Source organism: Sphingomonas adhaesiva (genome assembly GCF_036946305.1).
Classification (GTDB): Bacteria; Pseudomonadota; Alphaproteobacteria; order Sphingomonadales; family Sphingomonadaceae; genus Sphingomonas; species Sphingomonas adhaesiva_B.
This window is the reverse complement of the sequence record NZ_JAQIJJ010000004.1, coordinates 403,101-420,176: the sequence shown is the minus strand read 5'-3', so window position 1 is coordinate 420,176 and position 17,076 is coordinate 403,101. Positions and strand designations below refer to the sequence as shown.

At 69.5% G+C, this 17,076-nt stretch carries 18 protein-coding genes; 9 read left to right on the top strand and 9 right to left on the bottom strand.

Annotated elements, in window-relative coordinates:
- Window positions 1-53: 53 nt before the first annotated feature.
- Complete coding sequence (locus tag PGN14_RS08345; RefSeq protein WP_335299028.1) at window positions 54-578, bottom strand: gamma carbonic anhydrase family protein; 525 nt, start codon at window positions 576-578, stop codon at window positions 54-56.
- Window positions 579-670: 92 nt separating this feature from the next.
- Between PGN14_RS08345 and PGN14_RS08340 the strand changes: the two genes are divergently transcribed.
- A complete protein-coding gene (locus PGN14_RS08340; protein WP_335299027.1) occupies window positions 671-841 on the top strand; it encodes a hypothetical protein in 171 nt (56 codons plus the stop codon).
- A 7-nt stretch (window positions 842-848) separates the two neighbouring features.
- Here PGN14_RS08340 and PGN14_RS08335 read toward each other — a convergent pair whose 3' ends face one another.
- Entirely contained in the window at window positions 849-2,144 is a 1,296-nt protein-coding gene (locus PGN14_RS08335) for an MFS transporter (RefSeq protein WP_335299026.1), read from the bottom strand.
- A 125-nt stretch (window positions 2,145-2,269) separates the two neighbouring features.
- Between PGN14_RS08335 and pgsA the strand changes: the two genes are divergently transcribed.
- From pgsA to PGN14_RS08310, 5 genes are all read left to right on the top strand, one after another.
- The gene (pgsA, locus tag PGN14_RS08330; RefSeq protein WP_335299025.1) at window positions 2,270-2,836 is read left to right on the top strand and encodes a CDP-diacylglycerol--glycerol-3-phosphate 3-phosphatidyltransferase; all 567 of its coding nucleotides are present in this window, start codon (window positions 2,270-2,272) and stop codon (window positions 2,834-2,836) included.
- 158 nt (window positions 2,837-2,994) lie between these two features.
- The gene (moaD, locus tag PGN14_RS08325) at window positions 2,995-3,246 is read left to right on the top strand and encodes a molybdopterin converting factor subunit 1 (RefSeq protein ID WP_335299024.1); all 252 of its coding nucleotides are present in this window, start codon (window positions 2,995-2,997) and stop codon (window positions 3,244-3,246) included.
- A complete protein-coding gene (locus PGN14_RS08320; RefSeq protein WP_335299023.1) occupies window positions 3,243-3,680 on the top strand; it encodes a molybdenum cofactor biosynthesis protein MoaE in 438 nt (145 codons plus the stop codon). Before moaD ends, PGN14_RS08320 begins: the two co-directional genes overlap by 4 nt.
- Window positions 3,681-3,759: 79 nt before the next feature.
- Complete coding sequence (gene epsC, locus PGN14_RS08315) at window positions 3,760-4,731, top strand: serine O-acetyltransferase EpsC (RefSeq protein WP_335299022.1); 972 nt, start codon at window positions 3,760-3,762, stop codon at window positions 4,729-4,731.
- A 1-nt stretch (window position 4,732) separates the two neighbouring features.
- Window positions 4,733-5,455, top strand: coding sequence for a gamma-glutamyl-gamma-aminobutyrate hydrolase family protein (locus PGN14_RS08310; protein ID WP_335299021.1), 723 nt, complete (start codon window positions 4,733-4,735; stop codon window positions 5,453-5,455).
- 72 nt (window positions 5,456-5,527) lie between these two features.
- Here the strand turns inward: PGN14_RS08310 and PGN14_RS08305 are convergent, their stop codons facing one another.
- Together PGN14_RS08305 and PGN14_RS08300 are read right to left on the bottom strand one after the other, a co-directional pair.
- Window positions 5,528-6,163, bottom strand: coding sequence for a glutathione S-transferase family protein (locus PGN14_RS08305; protein ID WP_335299020.1), 636 nt, complete (start codon window positions 6,161-6,163; stop codon window positions 5,528-5,530).
- Window positions 6,164-6,174: 11 nt separating this feature from the next.
- A complete protein-coding gene (locus PGN14_RS08300; protein ID WP_335299019.1) occupies window positions 6,175-9,312 on the bottom strand; it encodes an acetyl-CoA carboxylase family protein in 3,138 nt (1,045 codons plus the stop codon).
- Between the two features lie 100 nt (window positions 9,313-9,412).
- On the opposite strand from PGN14_RS08300, the gene PGN14_RS08295 reads away from it, so the two are divergent.
- On the top strand, window positions 9,413-10,687 hold the full coding sequence (locus tag PGN14_RS08295; protein WP_335299018.1) for an MFS transporter: 1,275 nt from the start codon (window positions 9,413-9,415) through the stop codon (window positions 10,685-10,687).
- Window positions 10,688-10,741: 54 nt separating this feature from the next.
- On the opposite strand, the gene PGN14_RS08290 is transcribed toward PGN14_RS08295, so the two are convergent.
- The 5 genes from PGN14_RS08290 to PGN14_RS08270 all read right to left on the bottom strand — a co-directional run bounded on the left by PGN14_RS08290 (window position 10,742) and on the right by PGN14_RS08270 (window position 14,439).
- On the bottom strand, window positions 10,742-11,287 hold the full coding sequence (locus tag PGN14_RS08290) for a (2Fe-2S)-binding protein (RefSeq protein ID WP_335299017.1): 546 nt from the start codon (window positions 11,285-11,287) through the stop codon (window positions 10,742-10,744).
- Window positions 11,288-11,302: 15 nt separating this feature from the next.
- Window positions 11,303-12,424, bottom strand: a complete 1,122-nt coding sequence (locus tag PGN14_RS08285) for a CaiB/BaiF CoA transferase family protein (protein ID WP_335299016.1) — start codon at window positions 12,422-12,424, stop codon at window positions 11,303-11,305.
- A gap of 186 nt (window positions 12,425-12,610) precedes the next feature.
- Window positions 12,611-13,000 carry a PilZ domain-containing protein gene (locus tag PGN14_RS08280; protein WP_335299015.1) on the bottom strand — a complete coding sequence of 130 codons (390 nt, stop codon included), beginning with the start codon at window positions 12,998-13,000 and terminating at the stop codon, window positions 12,611-12,613.
- An 84-nt stretch (window positions 13,001-13,084) separates the two neighbouring features.
- Window positions 13,085-13,429, bottom strand: coding sequence for a DUF6285 domain-containing protein (locus PGN14_RS08275; RefSeq protein ID WP_335299014.1), 345 nt, complete (start codon window positions 13,427-13,429; stop codon window positions 13,085-13,087).
- Entirely contained in the window at window positions 13,423-14,439 is a 1,017-nt protein-coding gene (locus PGN14_RS08270) for a phosphotransferase family protein (RefSeq protein ID WP_335299013.1), read from the bottom strand. Before PGN14_RS08270 ends, PGN14_RS08275 begins: the two co-directional genes overlap by 7 nt.
- Before the next feature lie 69 nt (window positions 14,440-14,508).
- Between PGN14_RS08270 and PGN14_RS08265 the strand changes: the two genes are divergently transcribed.
- Complete coding sequence (locus PGN14_RS08265; protein WP_335299012.1) at window positions 14,509-15,870, top strand: acyl-CoA dehydrogenase family protein; 1,362 nt, start codon at window positions 14,509-14,511, stop codon at window positions 15,868-15,870.
- Between the two features lie 167 nt (window positions 15,871-16,037).
- Window positions 16,038-17,036 (top strand): NAD(P)H-dependent flavin oxidoreductase, encoded by a 999-nt coding sequence (locus PGN14_RS08260; RefSeq protein WP_335299011.1) that lies wholly within the window; start codon window positions 16,038-16,040, stop codon window positions 17,034-17,036.
- The last annotated feature ends 40 nt before the right edge of the window (window positions 17,037-17,076 follow it).

The following is a 17,076-nucleotide window of genomic DNA, read 5'->3' as shown; positions in this document are numbered from 1 at the left end:
AGCAGCGCTTGGGGCGGCCCCTCACCCAACCCTCTCCCCGGAGGGGAGAGGGCTTACTCTACTTCTACCAAGCCTTCCGCTGCCTGGCGGGCGTTGTGGACATAGTGCGCGGCCGACACCTTCAGCCCTGCCACCGCGGCGTCGTCCAACTGGCGCACCGCCTTCGCCGGGCTGCCGATGATGAGGCTGCGCGGGGGGAAGGTCTTGCCCTCGGTCACCAGGGCACCGGCACCGACGAGGCAGTCGTCGGGGATCACCGCATTGTTGAGGATCGTGGCCCCCATGCCGATCAGTACGCGGTTGCCGATCGTGCAGCCGTGCAGGATCGCGTGATGGCCGATGGTGCAATCCTCGCCCACGGTCAGCGGGCTGCCGGGGTCGGAATGGAGCATCGCGCCTTCCTGCACGTTGCTGCGCGCGCCGATCGGGATAGTGGTGTTGTCGCCGCGGATCACCGCGCCGAACCACACGCCGACATCCTCGCCCAGCACCACGTCGCCGACCACGTCGGCGCTGGGCGCGACCCAGGCACTGGGATGGCGGGTGGGGCGCTTCCCCTTGAAGGCGTAGAGCGGCATGTGTCTCTCCTCGGGATCGTCCCGTTGCGGGATGTCCGTTAACTGTTCGGCGACATGGGCCAAATGGTCAATGAAACGTTAAGATCGCCGCCATGCAACGCCGACTCGTCCTGACCCATGAAGCCGCCGGGCATCCGTTCCGCCGGTCGCTGCCGCCGCCGCCGCGCGTGGAGGCGCCGGCGCGGCGCGACGATCAGGACTGGAAATTGTTCGTGCTGAGCTTTTTCGCGTTCTTCATCTGCTTCTACACGCTGATCGCGTAAGCCGCCGTCAGTCGCAGGCGCGGTGGAGGCGCTGCGCGATCAGCGCCGACACGCCGCACATCGCGACCACCAGCAGCAGCATCTGCGACGGCGTCACCCCCATCGCGGTGATCCCGGCCACCGCCACCGACCCGATCGTCATCGCACCCGCATTGACCACGTTGTTGGCGGCGACGGTGCGCGCGGTCTGGTCCTTCGTCACGGTGGTGGTGAGGAAGGCGTAGAGCGGCACCACGAACATCCCGCCGAACACCGCCACCCCCAGCAGCGCCGCCAGCACGACGATCGCGTGCGGCTGCGTCACGAAGGCGGCCATGTCGTAGAGGCGCCCGGCGGGTGCCGGCTCCCACCCCTGCACGGCGAAGCGGAAGCCGAGCACCGCGACGCCCATCGCGATCACCGAGGCGGGCGAGAAGCGCGCGGAGATCTGCCCGCGCAGCAACAGGTTGATGACGACCGAGCCGATCGCGACCCCGATCGAGAACACTGCCAGCACCAGGCTGGCGACGCTGGCGTCGGCGGTCAGCACGTTCTTCACCAGCGGCGGGAAGATGATGATCAGGACCGAGCCGATCGTCCAGAAGAAGCTGATCGCGCAGATCGCGAGGAACAGCCGCGGGATGTGCATCGTCCCCGACACCAGCCGCCACGAGGCGCGCACCGGGTTCCAGTCGAGCGCCAGCTTCGGCCCCAGCCGCGGCGCCGGGGGCACCGCGCGCGCCGTCAGCCACCCCGCCACCGCGACCAGGAAGGTCAGCGCCGCGACCAGGGTGGTCGAATGATAGATGAAGCCGGCGACGATCGTGCCGAGCAGGATGGAGAGGTACGTGCCCGCCTCCACCAGCCCGGTGCCGCCCAGTACGTCGTCCTCGTCCAGATGCTGTGGCAGGATGGCGTATTTGATCGGGCCGAAGAAGGTGGAGTGGATGCCCAGCCCCACGACCGCGGCGAGCATCAGCACCACCGGCAGCGTCGGCACGCCCGCGCGCGCCAGCATCAGCCCGGCCGCGCCCAGCGCCATGATGCCGATCTCCGCGGTCTTCACGATGCGGATGATGCGCGCCTTGTCCATGCTGTCGGCGAGTTGGCCCGCCAGCGCGGACAGCAGGAAGAAGGGCAGGATGAAGAGCGCGGCGGCGAGCGCGTTGAAGAAGCTTTCCTGCGTTTCGTCGGCGAAGATCTCATAGGTGGCGAACAGGACCATCGCGGTCTTGAAGAGATTGTCGTTGAACGCGCCGAGGAACTGGGTGGTGAAAAGCGGCAGGAATCGTCGCCGTTTCAGGAGCCCGAGGGCATTTATCATGACGCCGGACCGGCCCCCGTTGTTGTTCCCGCGGGCGGCATAGCGGGTGCGCCCGCGCGATCCAAACGTTGATTTTTGCTGGCCTTGGCTTGCGCCGCGCGCGTGGGCGGTCCACCTCCCGGTCCATGTTGTCGCTGCCCAACCTGCTGACGCTGTCGCGGATCGTCATGGTGCCGCTGCTGGTGGCGTTCCTGTGGTGGCCCAGCTGGCGGGCGGGGTTCGGCGTGGCTTTCGCGCTCTACTGCCTGATGGGGATCACCGATTATTTCGATGGCTATCTGGCACGTGCGCAGGGCACCGTGTCGAAGCTGGGCGTCTTCCTGGACCCGATCGCGGACAAGATCATGGTCGCGGCGGTGATCCTGATGCTGGTCGGCACGCGGCACGACGATGTCGCGGCGATCACCGGCATCCATATCATCGCCGCGCTGGTGATCCTGCTGCGCGAGATCGCGGTCAGCGGGCTGCGCGAATTCCTGGCCGGGTTGCAGGTGTCGCTGCCGGTGTCGAAGCTGGCGAAGTGGAAGACGACGCTGCAACTCGTCTCGCTCGGCGCGCTGATCCTGTCGGGCGCGCTGCCGGAGGAGGCGTGGATCAAGCTGATCGGCCTCGCCAGCCTGTGGGGCGCGGCGGCGCTGACGGTGGTGACGGGTTGGGACTATCTGCGCGTCGGGCTGAAGCATATGGATTGAGGGGTTTCGTGGGGCATGACCGCCGTATGTTCCCGTCACCCCGGGCTTGACCCGGGGTCCCGCTGCCTACGGCCGGTGTGAGAAGAAGCGGGACCCCGGGTCAAGCCCGGGGTGACGGCACGTGGGGCGGGGGCGTTGAGAAAAGGCAGATCGACACCGTGAAAATTCTCTATTTCGCCTGGGTGCGCGAGCGTGTCGGGGTTGCGGAAGAGGAGGTGTCGCCGCCCGCGGACGTGACGACGGTGGCCGCGCTGGTCGACTGGCTCGCCGCGCAGAGCGATGGCCACGCCGCCGCCTTCGTCGATCGCCAGAAGCTGCGCGCGGCGGTCGATCAGGCGTTCGTGCCGCTCGACACCGCGATCGCGGGCGCGCGCGAGGTGGCGATCTTTCCGCCGGTGACGGGCGGATGATTCGCGTGCTGGTTTTCGCCGCCCCGATCGACAGCACCGCGGAGATGGCGGCGCTGGAGGCGGACGGCGGCGCGGTCGCGACCTTCACCGGGCTGGTGCGCGCCGACGACGGGGTCAGCGTGCTGGAACTGGAACATTATCCCGGCGCGACCGAGGCCGCGCTGGTGCGGCTCGCCGAGGCGGCGCGGGCGCGCTGGGGGCTGACCGCGGCGACGATCGTGCATCGCGTCGGCGCGATGCGCCCGGGCGAGCGGATCGTGTTCGTGGGCACCGTGTCGGTGCATCGTGCCGCCGCGCTGGAGGCGTGCGCCTATCTGATCGACCGGTTGAAGACCGATGCGCCGTTCTGGAAGCGCGAGACGGTGGGCGATGCGACGCGCTGGGTCGAGGCGCGCGCGCATGACGATGCGGCGGCGCGGAAGTGGGGCGACTGACCGGCTATTCGCACGCCAAGCAATTCTTTCATACCCCAGCGATGTAGTGGGATATGATCGCCGCCGGTGGAGGTGAGCGATGATCCCGACGTTGGTTGATGCACAGGGCTGGTCCGCGCCGCCGCCGTCCGCGATCGGCGGCGCGGTGGAGTCGTTGCGGCAGGCGCGGTCCGACTGGCGCGCGCGCCACGACGCCGGGCGCCGCCCCGCCAGCTTCCCGGTGCGCGGCGCGGTCGAGGCGGCGGTGGAGCTGGTGTCGGCAGCGCTCTATCCGCGGCGGCTGGGGCAGTTTCGTGGAAGCGAGGGCGAGGAGGACGGGTTCGTCGCCGCCAAGCTGCTGGCCGCGGCGACGATCTTGGAGCGCGAGGTCGCGGCGGAGCTGGGCTATTGGGAGGCGGAGGCGCGGGGCGCAGGGTTCGAGCGCGATCAGGCGGCGACGATCGTGCGGCTGTTCGTCGCCGAGCTGGGCGAGATCCGCCGGCTGATCGACAGCGATGTCGAGGCCGCATTCCTGGGCGATCCCGCGGCGCGCAGCGTGGACGAGATCCTGGTCTGCTATCCGGGCGCGATCGCCAGCCTGCATCATCGCATCGCGCACCGGCTCTACGCGCTGGGCGCGCCGATTGCGGCGCGGCTGGTGTCGGAACTGGCCAATGAGCGCACGGGGGTGGACATCCACCCGGGCGCGACGATCGGCGAGGCGTTCTTCATCGACCATGGCACCGGCGTGGTGATCGGGGAAACCGCGATCGTCGGCGCGCGGGTGCGATTGTACCAGCATGTCACGCTGGGCGCGCGGACGCCGCTGGCGGATGCCGCGCCGGGGCCGCGCGACCGTTTCGCGCGGCATCCGATCGTGGAGGATGACGTGGTGATCTATGCCGGGTCGACGATCTTGGGGCGCGTCACGATCGGCGCGGGCGCGGTGATCGGCGGCAATGTCTGGCTGCTGGAGGATGTCGCGGCGGGCGCGACGGTGGTGCAGCCGGAGGCGCGGATCCTGCCGCGCGGCGAGGGCGCCGAGGTGCGCGCCGCGCTGCTGGACGCCTGACGTGGCGCGCAGGCCGGTGATCGGCGTGCTGTGCTGCAACGAGGTGGCGCAGCGGCCGATCCAGTCGGTCGCGACGCGGTTCGTGGCGCCGCTGGCGCAATGGGCCGGCGCGACGGTGCTGCTGGTGCCGGCGGTGATCGAGGCGAGCGATGCGACGGCGCTGACGGGGGTGCTGGACGGCGTGTTGCTGACGGGATCGCGCTCCAACGTGGCGCCGGCGCGCTATGGCGGGACAGCGGAGGAGGCGGCGCTGGACCCCGCGCGCGACGAGGTGGCGCTGACGCTGGCAGGCGCGATGATCGAGGCGGGGAAGCCGGTGTTCGGCATCTGCCGCGGATTGCAGGAGATCAACGTGCTGTTCGGCGGCTCGCTGGCGCGATGCTGTTCCAGCCATCTGAACGGTGGGTGGCAGCATCATGATTACGAGACGCTGTTCGATCACCGGCACGAGGTGCGGCTGTCCGACGGTGGCGTGCTGGCACGCGCGACCGGCGAGCGGCGGCTGACGGTCAATTCGGTACACGAGCAGGCGATCGACCGGCTGGGCGGCGGGTTGACGATCGAGGCGCGCGCGGCGGACGACGGCGTGATCGAGGCGATCGCCGCACGGCCGTGCGGCGCGGATGTGCTGGCGGTGCAATGGCATCCAGAATGGGATGTGGCGGCGAGTGCGGCGAGCCAGCGGTTCTTTGGATTGGTGGGGACGGCGTTGCGAGGGGAATAGATCCCCGTCACCCCGGCCTTGAGCCGGGGTCCCGCTTCTTCTTCCACGACGCCGCGAAAGCGGGACCCCGGCTCAAGGCCGGGGTGACGGGTTTTTCTGCGCGGCGCGGGCGGCCTTGTAGCGATAGCGGGCGGACAGGCGCTGCCAATAGGCGGCGATCGCCGGCGAAAAGTCGCCGTCCAGCTTCAGCGTTCGTGCCAGCAGTAGTGCGTAACCGACGGATATATCGGCCATCGTGAAGCGATCTTCACACAAATACGCACGTCCGTCCGCCAGCGCCGCATCGACCGAGCGCAGCCGCGACAGGAACCAGCGCGCGTAATCGTCGGCGACCTGGGGCAAGCGGCGTTCTTCCGGCTCCAGCAGGCGATAGCGCAGCACCAATGTTTGCGGGAAGGTGAGCGTCGCCTCGCCGCGGTGGAGCCAGTCGAGATACGCGCCATAATCCGCCTCGTCCGGCGCGACCGCGAGAGGCGTGGGGCCGTGACGGTGCGCGAGATAGTCGCAGATCGCCGCGGATTCGGTCATCCGCGTCGCGCCGTCGACCAATAGCGGGATGGTGCCGAGCGGATTCTGTTCCAGATAGTCGGGCTGGCGGACGCGCGGCGGGAAGGGGAGGAGGTGGAGGCGATACGGAACGCCCAGTTCCTCCAGCGCCCAGAGCGGCCGGAAGGAGCGCGCGTCGGCGCAATGCCAGAGTTCGATCATGGGGGAAGCCTCTACCAGCTGTCGATGAAGCGCGCGGAGCGGCGCGCGGGCGATGCGGACAGGCCACGCGTCAGCCAGGCGCGCGTCTCGGCGGGGTCGATCACCGCGTCGATCTCCAGCACGCGCGCGATCGAGATCGCCTTGCCGCGATCGTAGCTGTGCGCGACCAGCTCGCGGTAACGTGCCTCGCGCGCGTCCCTGTCGTCGATCGCCTCCAGTTCCTTGCGATAGCCCAGCCGGACGGCGCCTTCGAGGCCCATGCCGCCGAACTCGCCGGTCGGCCAGGAGACGGTGAAGCCGTTAGCCTGAAGCGACCCGCCCGCCATCGCCTGCGCGCCCAACCCGTATGCCTTGCGCAGCACGACGCAGAAGACCGGCACCGACAATTGCGCGGCGGCGAGGAACATGCGCGCGCCGTGGCGGATCGGCGCGGTCCTTTCCGCATCGGGGCCGACCATGAAGCCGGGCGTGTCGCACAGCGAGACGATCGGCCAGCCTAACGCGTCGCACAGCTGCATGAAGCGCGCAGCCTTGTCCGCGCCGTCGCTGTCGATCGCGCCCGAGAGGTGGCGGCAGTCGTTGGCGAGCACGCCGACCGCGCGCCCGTCGACGCGCGCGAGGCCGGTGACCATGCCGGGGGCGAACCCGCCGCGCAGCTCGATGAAGGTGCCGGTATCGACCAGCCCGGTGATCGCGGCACGGACGTCGAACACGCGCAGGCGGTTCTCGGGGATGACGTGGCGCAGCAGGCGCTGGTCCGGGTAGGTCACGTCGGGGAGGCGGCCCTGGAAGAGGCCGAGCAGCGCCTTGGCCTGTGCGGTCGCCTCCGCCTCATCCTCGACCAACAGGTCGATGACGCCATTGGCCCATTGCACCGCCGCCGGGCCGACCTCGGTCGGGGCGAAGACGCCCAGCCCGCCGCCCTCGATCATCGCGGGGCCGCCCATGCCGAGATGCGCGTCGCGCGTGGCGATGGTGATGTCGCAACAGCCGTAGAGGACGGCATTGCCCGCGAAGGAGAAGCCGGTGGTGATGCCGATCCGCGGCGCCATGCCGGACAATGCGGCGAAGCTGCGGAAGGTCGGCGTGTCGAGGCCGGAGACGCCCAGCGCATCGACATCGCCGGGGCGCCCGCCGCCGCCCTCGGTATAGAAGACGATGGGGAGTTTCTGCGCCTCCGCGACCATCAGCATGCGGTCGGTCTTGCGGTGGTTGTTGTGCCCCTGCGTGCCGGCCAGCACCATATAATCGTAGGCGAGGCCGAGGCAGGCGGTGGCGTCGGCGCCGAACGTTCCGGCATTGACGGTGCCGACCCCGCCGACCAGCCCGTCGTGCGGCGTGTTGGCGACCAGATCGTCGAGCGAGCGGCGGCGGCGCTGCGCGGCGATGGCGAGCGCGCCATATTCGACGAAACTGTCGGGATCGAACAGGTCGGCCAGGTTCTCGCGCGCGGTGCGCTGTCCGGCGGCATGGCGGCGCGCGACGCGATCGGCGCGGGTGGCGTCGAGGCCGTGGGCATGCGCGGCGATGGCTTCGGCCAGATCGGCGCGGATCGTGTCAGGGTCGAGCACGGCGGCGGTGGCGGCGGCGCTGCCGTCCTCCTCGATCGGGTCGAGCAGGACGATGGGCGTGCCCTGCGCCACCACCTGCCCGCGCGTGCCCGGCAGCGCGCGAACGATGCCGGCAACGGGGGCGAGCACCGCATGCTGCATCTTGAGCGCCTCGATCGTGGCGACCTCCGCGCCGGCGGCGACCCGGTCGCCGACCGCGACCGCGACATCGACCAGCACGCCCGACAGCGGTGCGGTGGCGGCGCTCGCGTCAGCGGCGGGTGGCGGTGCGGCGTGGGTGGCGAAGTCGGCGATCGTGCGGTCGAACCAGCCGGTGTCGATGCGGTGCCCGGCGACCTCGTCGCGCGCCAGCACCGCGCACAGCAGCGGCAGGTTGGTGGCGACGCCGTCGATCGCGCATTCGCGCGCGGCCAGCCGCGCGCGGGCGAGCGCATCGTTCCAGTCGTCACCGCGCACCACCAGCTTGGCGACCAGCGAATCGAACCGCGGGTCGATCGCGCTGCCGCCCGCCACCGCGCCATCGACGCGCACGCCGCGCCCGCCGGGGGCGGCATAAAGGGTGACGGTGCCGGCGGCGGGATGGACCGAGCCGTCGGGCGCCAGCGTCTCCGCGGTGATGCGCAACTGGATCGCGACGCCGTGCGACGGCGGCACCGGCGGAAGCGCCTCGCCCTGCGCCAGCCGTAGCTGGAGCGCGACCAGATCGAGGCCGGTCACTTCCTCGGTCACGGTATGCTCGACCTGAAGGCGGGGGTTCACCTCCAGGAAGTAGAAATGCTCGCCGTCGACCAGGAATTCGGCGGTGGCCAGGCCGACATAGCCGGTGCCCGCGAGCAGGCGGCAGGCGGCATCGCCCAGCCGGTCGGCGAGGCCGGGGGCGAGCGCCTGCGCCGGCGCGATCTCGACGAACTTCTGGTGGCGGCGCTGGAGCGAGCAATCGCGCGTGCCGAGTGCGGCGACATGGCCGTGCGCGTCGCCGGCCAGTTGCACCTCGATATGGCGCGCGTTCGCCAGATGACGCTCGACGATGACCGCGCCGTCGCCGAACGCGGCCTGCGCCTCGCGCGTCGCCGCAGCGATGGCGGCATCGAGCGCGGCGGCGTCGCGGACGATGCGGATGCCGCGCCCGCCACCGCCTGCGACCGCCTTCACCACCACCGCACCCTCCGCGAGCGCGGCGGCGCCTTCCTCCAGCACCGGGACGTTCGCGGCGCGCGCCTGCGCCTTGGCCGCGGCCTTGTCGCCGAACAGTGCGAGTGCGGCGGGGGCGGGGCCGATGAAGGTGATGCCCGCTTTGGCACAGGCGGTGGCGAAGGCGGCGCTTTCGCTGAGGAAGCCATAGCCGGGATGGACCGCGTCGCACCCCGCGGCGCGCGCGGCGGCGACCATTGCGGCAATGTCGAGATAGGCGGCGGGACCGCTGCCGGGCAGCGCGACGACGGCATCGGCGATTGCGGTATGGAGCGCGTCGGCCTCGTCCGCGGCATGGACCGCGACGGTGGCGATCCCCAAAGTGGCGGCGGTGCGCGCGATGCGGATCGCGATTTCGCCGCGGTTGGCGATCAGCAGCCGGTGCATCCTGTCTCCTTCGTTTTTCCGCATCATCGCGGCACGCGACACGGATGGGCAAGCCCTTTCCGGCGCGCTACCGTCGCGGCGCATCGCGAAGGGGGGCAGCATGAACCACCGGCTGAAGTCGATTCTGGGCGGATCGGCGGGCAATCTGGTCGAATGGTACGACTGGTACGCCTATTCGGCGTTCACCTTGTACTTCGCGCCGCATTTCTTCCCTGCGGAGGACCGGACGACGCAGTTGCTGAACACCGCGATCGTCTTCGCGGTCGGCTTCGTGATGCGGCCGATCGGCGGGTGGATCATGGGGATCTATGCCGATCGCAAGGGGCGCAAGGCGGGGCTGACGCTGTCGGTGACGCTGATGTGCGCGGGTTCGCTGCTGATCGCGGTGACGCCGACGCGCGAGACGATCGGGTGGCTGGCGCCCGCGCTGCTGATCCTCGCGCGGTTGATGCAGGGGTTGTCGGTAGGCGGCGAATATGGCGCGAGCGCCACCTATCTGTCGGAGATGGCGGGGAAGCACCATCGCGGTTTTTTCTCGTCGTTCCAGTACGTCACGCTGATCGCGGGGCAATTGACCGCGCTGGGCGTGCTGCTGATCCTGCAGGCGACGATGAGTGAGGTGGCGCTGGATGCGTGGGGCTGGCGTATCCCGTTCTTCATCGGTGGCGTGCTGGCGGTGGGCGTGTTCTGGCTCAGGCGGCGGCTGGCCGAGACGGAGAGTTTCGCCAATGCGCAGAAGGCGGGCGACGCAACGCCCAGGTCGAGCCTGACCGCGCTGCTGCGCCATCACCCGCGCGAGTTCGTCACCGTGCTGCTGCTGACCGCGGGGGGCACGCTCGCCTTCTATGCCTATTCGATCTACATGCAGAAGTTCCTGGCCAATACCGCGGGCTTCACGCGCGAGACGGCGAGCTGGATCAGCGCGGGCACGCTGTTCGTTTTCATGTGCCTGCAACCGCTGGCGGGGGCGCTGTCCGACCGGGTCGGGCGCAAGCCGCTGATGGTGGCGTTCGGGGTCGCGGGCGTGCTGCTGACCTATCCGATCTTCTCCACGCTGGAGCGGACGTCGAGCGCGACGGCGGCGTTCCTGATCGTGCTGGGGGCGCTCGTGATCGTGACCGGCTATACATCGATCAACGCGGTGGTGAAGGCGGAGCTGTTCCCCGCGCACGTCCGCGCGCTGGGTGTCGCCTTCCCCTATGCGGTGGCGAATGCGATCTTCGGCGGGACCGCGGAGGCGGTGGCATTGCAGTTCAAGAAGGCAGGGTGGGAGCAGGGCTTCTACTGGTATGTCACCGCGATGATCGGCGTGTCGCTGATCGTGTACCTGCGGATGAAGGACACGCGCGCCAACAGCCGGATCGTGGAGGATTGAGGTGACCTCGCCGTCATGCCGGATGACGTCCGGGGTGACGACGGAAGCGGAGCCTCAGCGGCGCGTGCCGGCGTCCAGCGCGGGAACCAGTCGGGCGGCGTCGGCGGGGTCGATGCCGGGGCGCGGGCCGGCGGGGATCGTCTCCTCGCCCCGGATCGCGCGGCCGGCGCGCAGGATCGAATCGACCAGCCGCGGATAGATGCCGCAGCGGCAGATGTTGGTGATCGCGGCGGCGACCGCCTCCTCCGATGGCGAGGGATCCCGTTTCAGCAGTGCCGCCGCCGCCATCACGATGCCGGGGATGCAGAAGCCGCATTGCGGCACGTTGTCGGCGATCAGCGCGAGCTGCACCGGGTGCGTGCGCTCGCGCGACAGCCCCTCGATCGTGGTGACGAACGTGCCCTCGACGCTGGACAGGGGCATCTGGCACGAGCGCACCGCGCGTCCGTCGACATGGACGGTACACGCCCCGCACGATCCGCTGCCGCAGCCGTATTTGGCCCCCGTCAGGTTGCTGGCATCGCGCAACGCCCATAGCAACGGGGTGTCGGGGGCCATCAGATACTGGACGGCCTCGTTGTTGACGGTCAGGCGGGTCATGCGACCGTTCTAGCGTCAGAAGCCGAGTGCTGCGACCTCCGTGTCGGAAAAGCCGAGGTGGCGCAGCACCGCGGCATCCTCGCGCTCGCCGGCCATCTTCGGCGTGACCGTGGCGCTGACCGAATAGCGCGGGGCGGGGGCGGGCTGGTCGACGCCGCCGGCATTGACGAAGGCGCCGCGGGCGACATTGTGCGGATCGGCCAGCGCCTCCTCGAACCCCAGCACGGGGGCGAAGCAGATGTCGTGGCCCTTGAACAGCGCCACCCATTCGTCGCGCGTCTTGCCTTTGAACAGCGCGGTGACCTCTTCCTTCAGCGCGGGCCATTGGCGCGCGTCCATCTGCGCATCCCATTTCGCGTCGTCGAGGCCGACGACCTTGCGGAACTCGGCGTAGAATTGCGGCTCGATCGCGCCCAGCGAGACGTATTTGCCGTCCGCGGTTTCGTAGGTGTCGTAGAAATGCGCGGCCGTGTCGAGCAGGTTGGTGCCGCGATCGTCGCTCCACCGCCCCATCGCGCGAAAGCCCCACATCATGCTCATCAGCACCGACGACCCCTCGGTCATCGCGGCGTCGACCACCTGACCCTCGCCGGTGCGCTGCGCATGGAGGAGGGCGGCGAGCATCCCGAAGACCAGGAACATGCCGCCACCGCCGAAATCGCCCGCGAGGTTGATCGGCGGCGTCGGCTTCTCGCCCGCACGGCCCAGCGCGTGGAGGACGCCGGAGATGGCGATATAGTTGATGTCATGCCCCGGCTCGGGCGCCATCGGCCCGGTCTGGCCCCAGCCGGTCATGCGGCCATAGACCAGTTTCGGATTGTCGCCGATCAGCACGTCGGGGCCGAGGCCGAGCCGCTCCATCACGCCGGGGCGGAACCCCTCGATGATCGCGTCGGCATCCTTGACGATGCGGCGCACCGCCTCGATCGAGGCGGGGTTCTTGAGGTCGAGCGACACGGAACGGCGGTTGCGCAGCAGCGGGTCGCGCGCGTCGGCGGAGAAGCTGAGCCCCGGGCGACCGCGATCGATGCGGATCACCTCCGCACCGTGATCGGCCAGCATCATCCCCGCGAACGGCCCCGGACCGATCCCGGCGAATTCCACCACGCGAAGGCCGTCCAGCGGTCCCGTGCCCACATCCACTCTCCCGTTTTCCTCGTCTGCGCGATGCCTATCGCGCCCGGCGGGCGAGCACAACAAAAGTTATGGAGAGGTAAGCCCCTCCCCTTCAGGGGAGGGGTTGGGGTGGGGGGAGGTCTCACCGAGACTGCCGCTCGTGACTGCCCCACCCCAAACCCCTCCCCTAAAGGAGAGGGGCTTTTGTCAGCTACGCCGGTACGGATCGTGGATGTGTTGAATCCAGCCGGCGGACGGCGTCGTCCCGGGGCGTGGCACGGGCACCGCCGCGGGGGCCGCGACCGCGGGGGCACCCGCGCGCGCGCGCGGGCGGCGGGCGGCGGCAAGGTCGATCAGCTTGTCGAAATGCAGCCCGGCGAGCCGCGGATTGGCCCACATCACCTCGGCCGAGAGCGGACGCAGCGCACCCATCGTGACGGTGACGATGTCGCCCTGCACAAGCCCGGCATTGTTGTCGAGGCAGGCGCCGGACGCCGACAGGTTGCGCACGCGGCATTCGGCCGGTTCCGGTCCCTTTTCGATGCAGGCGTAAAGGATGACGCTGCTGCGGGGCTCACGGACGGGGGCGCTCGACATGCGCGCGGGGTAGCGTGGATCGGGTCAACGGACGGTAAACGGGGGCGTTTTTGCTCCTCCTCCCTTGAAAGGGAGGGGAAGGAGTCAGAGTTCGTGGGCGTATTTCGGCTGGTCGATCGCGAGCGCGTCGAGCGCGCAGGCGCGCAGGTGCGCGACCAGCGCGGGGTCGTCGGGGGCGATGCGGCCGTCGCGCAGTGCCGCCACCAGCGCGGCGTCGAGCGAGTCGCGCGTGCCGCCGTCCTCGCCCAGCAGCGCGCGCAGGCGATCCGCGGCACGCGCGTCGGCCGCGGGGCCGAGCGACAGGTCGCGCGCGGCGATCTCCAGCGCGTTGCGCGCGACGCGCATCGCGAACGCGCCGGCCTTTCCGTCGACCGGCAGCCAGGCGGCGACGCCGGCGACCAGTGCCTGCGCGGTGGGATGGGTCAGCATGACGCCGCGCTCCGTTCGATGATGGCGACGATGTCCGCCTCGGTTTCCGACAGGCGGCGGCCGATGACGCCGCGCTCCGGCCCGGCGGCGGGATCGGCGGCGAAGCTGGCGTGCATCTGCGTCGTCATGACGCCCCATTTCAGGCTGCCGACCATCTGCCAGAAATCGATCCGCGCCGGGTCGATCGGCGCGCCGCCCGCCTCGACATAGCCGGCGAGGAGGTCGTCGAGATCGCCGAATCCGCCGACGCGCTTTTGCGGCTGGCCGAAGCGCCAGCTGTTGGTGCAGATCCAGCCGATGTCCTCCGCCGGGTCGCCGAGATGCGCGAGTTCCCAGTCGAGCACCGCGACCAGCCCGTCATCGGCATCGACCATGATGTTGCCGTTGCGGAAGTCGCCATGGACCAGGCGCGGCGCGACGCGCTCGACGGGCAGGCGGCGCTCGAGCCAGCGGAACGCGGCCTCGATCGTGGGGCGGACCGCGCCGGACGCGCGCCACGTCGCCTCATACCCCGCCAGCGTCTGCGCGGCATCGGCGGTATCGAGACCGGGTGGCGGCGGGGTGGCGTGGATGCGCGCGAGCGCCGCGCCGCATTGCCGCGCCAGCTTCGCGCGCGCCGGCGCGAACGCCGGGTCGGTGGCGATGCGCTTGCCCAATGTCTCACCCGACAGGCGGCGCATGACATAGGCCTCGCCCAGATCGTCGCCGTCCTCGCACACGCGGATCACGTCGGGCGCGGGGACGCCCGCGGCGACAGCGGCGCCGATCACCTGCGCCTCGCGCGCCAGCGGCGGCTTGGTGCGGGTGGCGTCCTCCATCGCGCCGGCGCGGCGGCGCAGGATCAGCGGGACGGACGTGGCCTCGCCGATCGCGTCGAACGACCATGTCTCCATGCTCGCGCCGCCGGTCAGCCGCGTGACGCCCTCCACGCGGGTCGCGCCCGGCGCCAGCGTGCGGGCGATCGCGCCCAGCCGACGCCCCGCCTCGGTTTCGTTCAGCCTCTCCGTCATGGGGGGATGTAAATCGCGCCGACCCGCGCTACGCAAGTTAAAAGAATCGACTTAGATCGGAGAGGCGCCATGGATTTCGCATTGCCGCAGGAGCTGAAGGACTATCTGGCGGAGCTGGACCGCTTCATCGAGGCGGAGATCAAGCCGCTGGAGGATGCCGACGACAACATCCGCTTCTTCGACCATCGCCGCGAATATGCGCGCACCGATTTCGAGAAGGGCGGGCTGCCGCGGCACGAATGGGAGGAATTGCTGCGCGAGGCGCGGCGGCGTGCGGACAAGGCGGGGCATCTGCGCTTCGCGATGCTGCCGAAGTTCGGCGGCAAGGGCGGATCGAACCTGTGGATGTGCGTGATCCGCGAATATCTCGCCGGCAAGGGGCTGGGGCTGCACAACGATCTGCAAAACGAGCATTCGATCGTCGCCAACAACCCCTTCGCCAAGATGTTCGACGATTTCGGGACCGAGGCGCAGAAGGCCGAGTTCCTGGGCGGGATGCTGGACGGGACGAAGCGGATCACCTTCGGCCTGACCGAGCCGGACCATGGCTCCGACGCGACGCATATGGAGACGCGGGGCGTGCGCGAGGAGAAGGACGGCGTCGCCGGCTGGCGCATCAACGGCGAGAAGATGTGGACGACGGGCATGCATGCGGCGACGCATTGCGCCCTGTTCGTGCGCACCAGCGGGGAGGATGGCGCGGCGCGCGGCATCACCTGTTTCCTGGTGCCCGCCGATGCGCCCGGCGTGGAGGTGGAGGAATATCTCTGGACCTTCAACATGCCGACCGACCATCCGCGCGTCGCGTTTCGCAACGTCTGGGTGCCCGACACCGCGATCTTCGGCGAGCCGGAGAACGGGCTGCCGCTGGCGCAGAGCTTCGTCCACGAGAATCGCATCCGCCAGGCGGCAGGGTCGCTGGGCGCGGCGGTCTATTGCATCGAGGAAGCGGTGCGGTACGCGCGGCAGCGCAAGCCGTTCGGCGAGGATCTGGCGCGCAACCAGGCGATCCAGTTCCCGCTGGTGGAGCTGGCGACGCAGGCCGAGATGCTGCGGCTGCTGATCCGCAAGACCGCGTGGGAAATGGACCAGATGCCGCACCCGGAGGTGGAGAAGCGCCTCTCCGACAAGGTCAGCATGTGCAATTACTGGGGCAATCGCCTCTGCTGCGAGGCCGCGGACCGCGCGATGCAGGTGCATGGCGGGATCGGTTATTCGCGGCACAAGCCGTTCGAGCACATCTATCGCCACCACCGCCGCTATCGCATCACCGAGGGTGCGGAGGAGATCCAGATGCGCAAGGTGGCGGCGTTCCTGTTCGGCTATATGGGGCCGAAGCGAAAGGCGTTCGCCGAGCTGGACTGGAGCGACGTGGACTATCGCGTGGAGTCGCAGATCCGGCCTCGGTCGGGGTGGCAGGCGCTGGGGTGAAATTCTTCACCCGTCACCCCGGCCTTGAGCCGGGGTCCCGCTTCTCGTCGACGTTGCAGAAGAAGCGGGACCCCGGGTCAAGCCCGGGGTGACGGTCGTGGGGGGACTTGCGGCCCGCCCCAACCCAGCATAACAAACGTTACGTACAGCCAATCGGCGGGAGAGGGATGATGCTGAAGACGCGGTTCACCGAGGCGTTCGGGGTGGAATATCCGATCGCACAGGGCGGGATGCAGTGGGTGGGCAAGGCGCAGCTGGTCGCCGCGGTCGCCAATGCCGGTGCGCTGGGGTTCATCACCGCGCTGACCCAGCCCAGCCCTGAGGATCTGGCCAAGGAGATCGCGCGCACCCGCGACCTGACCGACAAGCCGTTCGGCGTGAACCTGACCATCCTGCCGACGATCAACCCGCCGCCCTATGCCGAATATCGCCGCGCGATCATCGAAGGGGGCGTGAAGATCGTCGAGACCGCGGGCTACAAGCCGCAGGAGCATATCGACGACTTCAAGGCGCACGGCATCAAGGTGATCCACAAATGCACCGCGGTGCGCCACGCGCTATCGGCGGAGCGGATGGGCGCGGATGCGATCAGCATCGACGGCTTCGAATGCGCAGGACACCCGGGCGAGGACGATATTCCCGGATTGATCCTGATCCCCGCCGCGGCGGACAAGGTGAAGGTGCCGATGCTGGCGTCGGGCGGGTTCGCCGACGGGCGCGGGCTGGTCGCCGCACTGGCGCTGGGCGCGGACGGGGTGAACATGGGCACCCGCTTCTGCGTGACGAAGGAAGCGCAGATCCCCGACAGCTTCAAGGAGCGGATGGTCGCCAATGACGAGCGCCAGACCGACCTGATCTTCCGCACGCTGCACAACACCGCGCGCGTGATGAAGAACAAGGTGTCGGAGGAAGTGGTCGCGATCGAGCGTGCCGGTGGCGCGAAGTTCGAGGACGTTCAGCATCTGGTCGCGGGCAAGCGCGGTGTGTCCGCGATGGAGCGCGGCGATACCGACGACGGCATCTGGTCCGCCGGCATGGTGCAGGGGCTGATCCACGACGTGCCGACGGTGAAGGAACTGGTCGATCGTATCGTCGCCGAAGCGGAGGAGATTATCGACGGCCGGCTGGCATCGATGGTCGCGCGTCTCGCCGCCGCTGCGGAATAACATTCGATTGCAGCGACATCGGCGCGCGAACTTGCTTCCG

Bases quoted from the DNA above. Each gene is read 5' to 3' on its own strand.
- PGN14_RS08280 (WP_335299015.1), bottom strand. From the start codon at position 13,000: ATGTCGAGCGCCCCCGTCCGTGAGCCCCGCAGCAGCGTCATCCTTTAC.
- PGN14_RS08345 (WP_335299028.1), bottom strand. From the start codon at position 578: ATGCCGCTCTACGCCTTCAAGGGGAAGCGCCCCACCCGCCATCCCAGT.
- PGN14_RS08320 (WP_335299023.1), top strand. From the start codon at position 3,243: ATGATTCGCGTGCTGGTTTTCGCCGCCCCGATCGACAGCACCGCGGAG.
- PGN14_RS08265 (WP_335299012.1), top strand. From the start codon at position 14,509: ATGGATTTCGCATTGCCGCAGGAGCTGAAGGACTATCTGGCGGAGCTG.
- PGN14_RS08305 (WP_335299020.1), bottom strand. From the start codon at position 6,163: ATGATCGAACTCTGGCATTGCGCCGACGCGCGCTCCTTCCGGCCGCTC.
- pgsA (WP_335299025.1), top strand. From the start codon at position 2,270: ATGTTGTCGCTGCCCAACCTGCTGACGCTGTCGCGGATCGTCATGGTG.
- PGN14_RS08260 (WP_335299011.1), top strand. From the start codon at position 16,038: ATGATGCTGAAGACGCGGTTCACCGAGGCGTTCGGGGTGGAATATCCG.
- PGN14_RS08340 (WP_335299027.1), top strand. From the start codon at position 671: ATGCAACGCCGACTCGTCCTGACCCATGAAGCCGCCGGGCATCCGTTC.
- PGN14_RS08270 (WP_335299013.1), bottom strand. From the start codon at position 14,439: ATGACGGAGAGGCTGAACGAAACCGAGGCGGGGCGTCGGCTGGGCGCG.
- epsC (WP_335299022.1), top strand. From the start codon at position 3,760: ATGATCCCGACGTTGGTTGATGCACAGGGCTGGTCCGCGCCGCCGCCG.
- PGN14_RS08275 (WP_335299014.1), bottom strand. From the start codon at position 13,429: ATGCTGACCCATCCCACCGCGCAGGCACTGGTCGCCGGCGTCGCCGCC.
- PGN14_RS08300 (WP_335299019.1), bottom strand. From the start codon at position 9,312: ATGCACCGGCTGCTGATCGCCAACCGCGGCGAAATCGCGATCCGCATC.
- PGN14_RS08295 (WP_335299018.1), top strand. From the start codon at position 9,413: ATGAACCACCGGCTGAAGTCGATTCTGGGCGGATCGGCGGGCAATCTG.
- PGN14_RS08335 (WP_335299026.1), bottom strand. From the start codon at position 2,144: ATGATAAATGCCCTCGGGCTCCTGAAACGGCGACGATTCCTGCCGCTT.
- PGN14_RS08290 (WP_335299017.1), bottom strand. From the start codon at position 11,287: ATGACCCGCCTGACCGTCAACAACGAGGCCGTCCAGTATCTGATGGCC.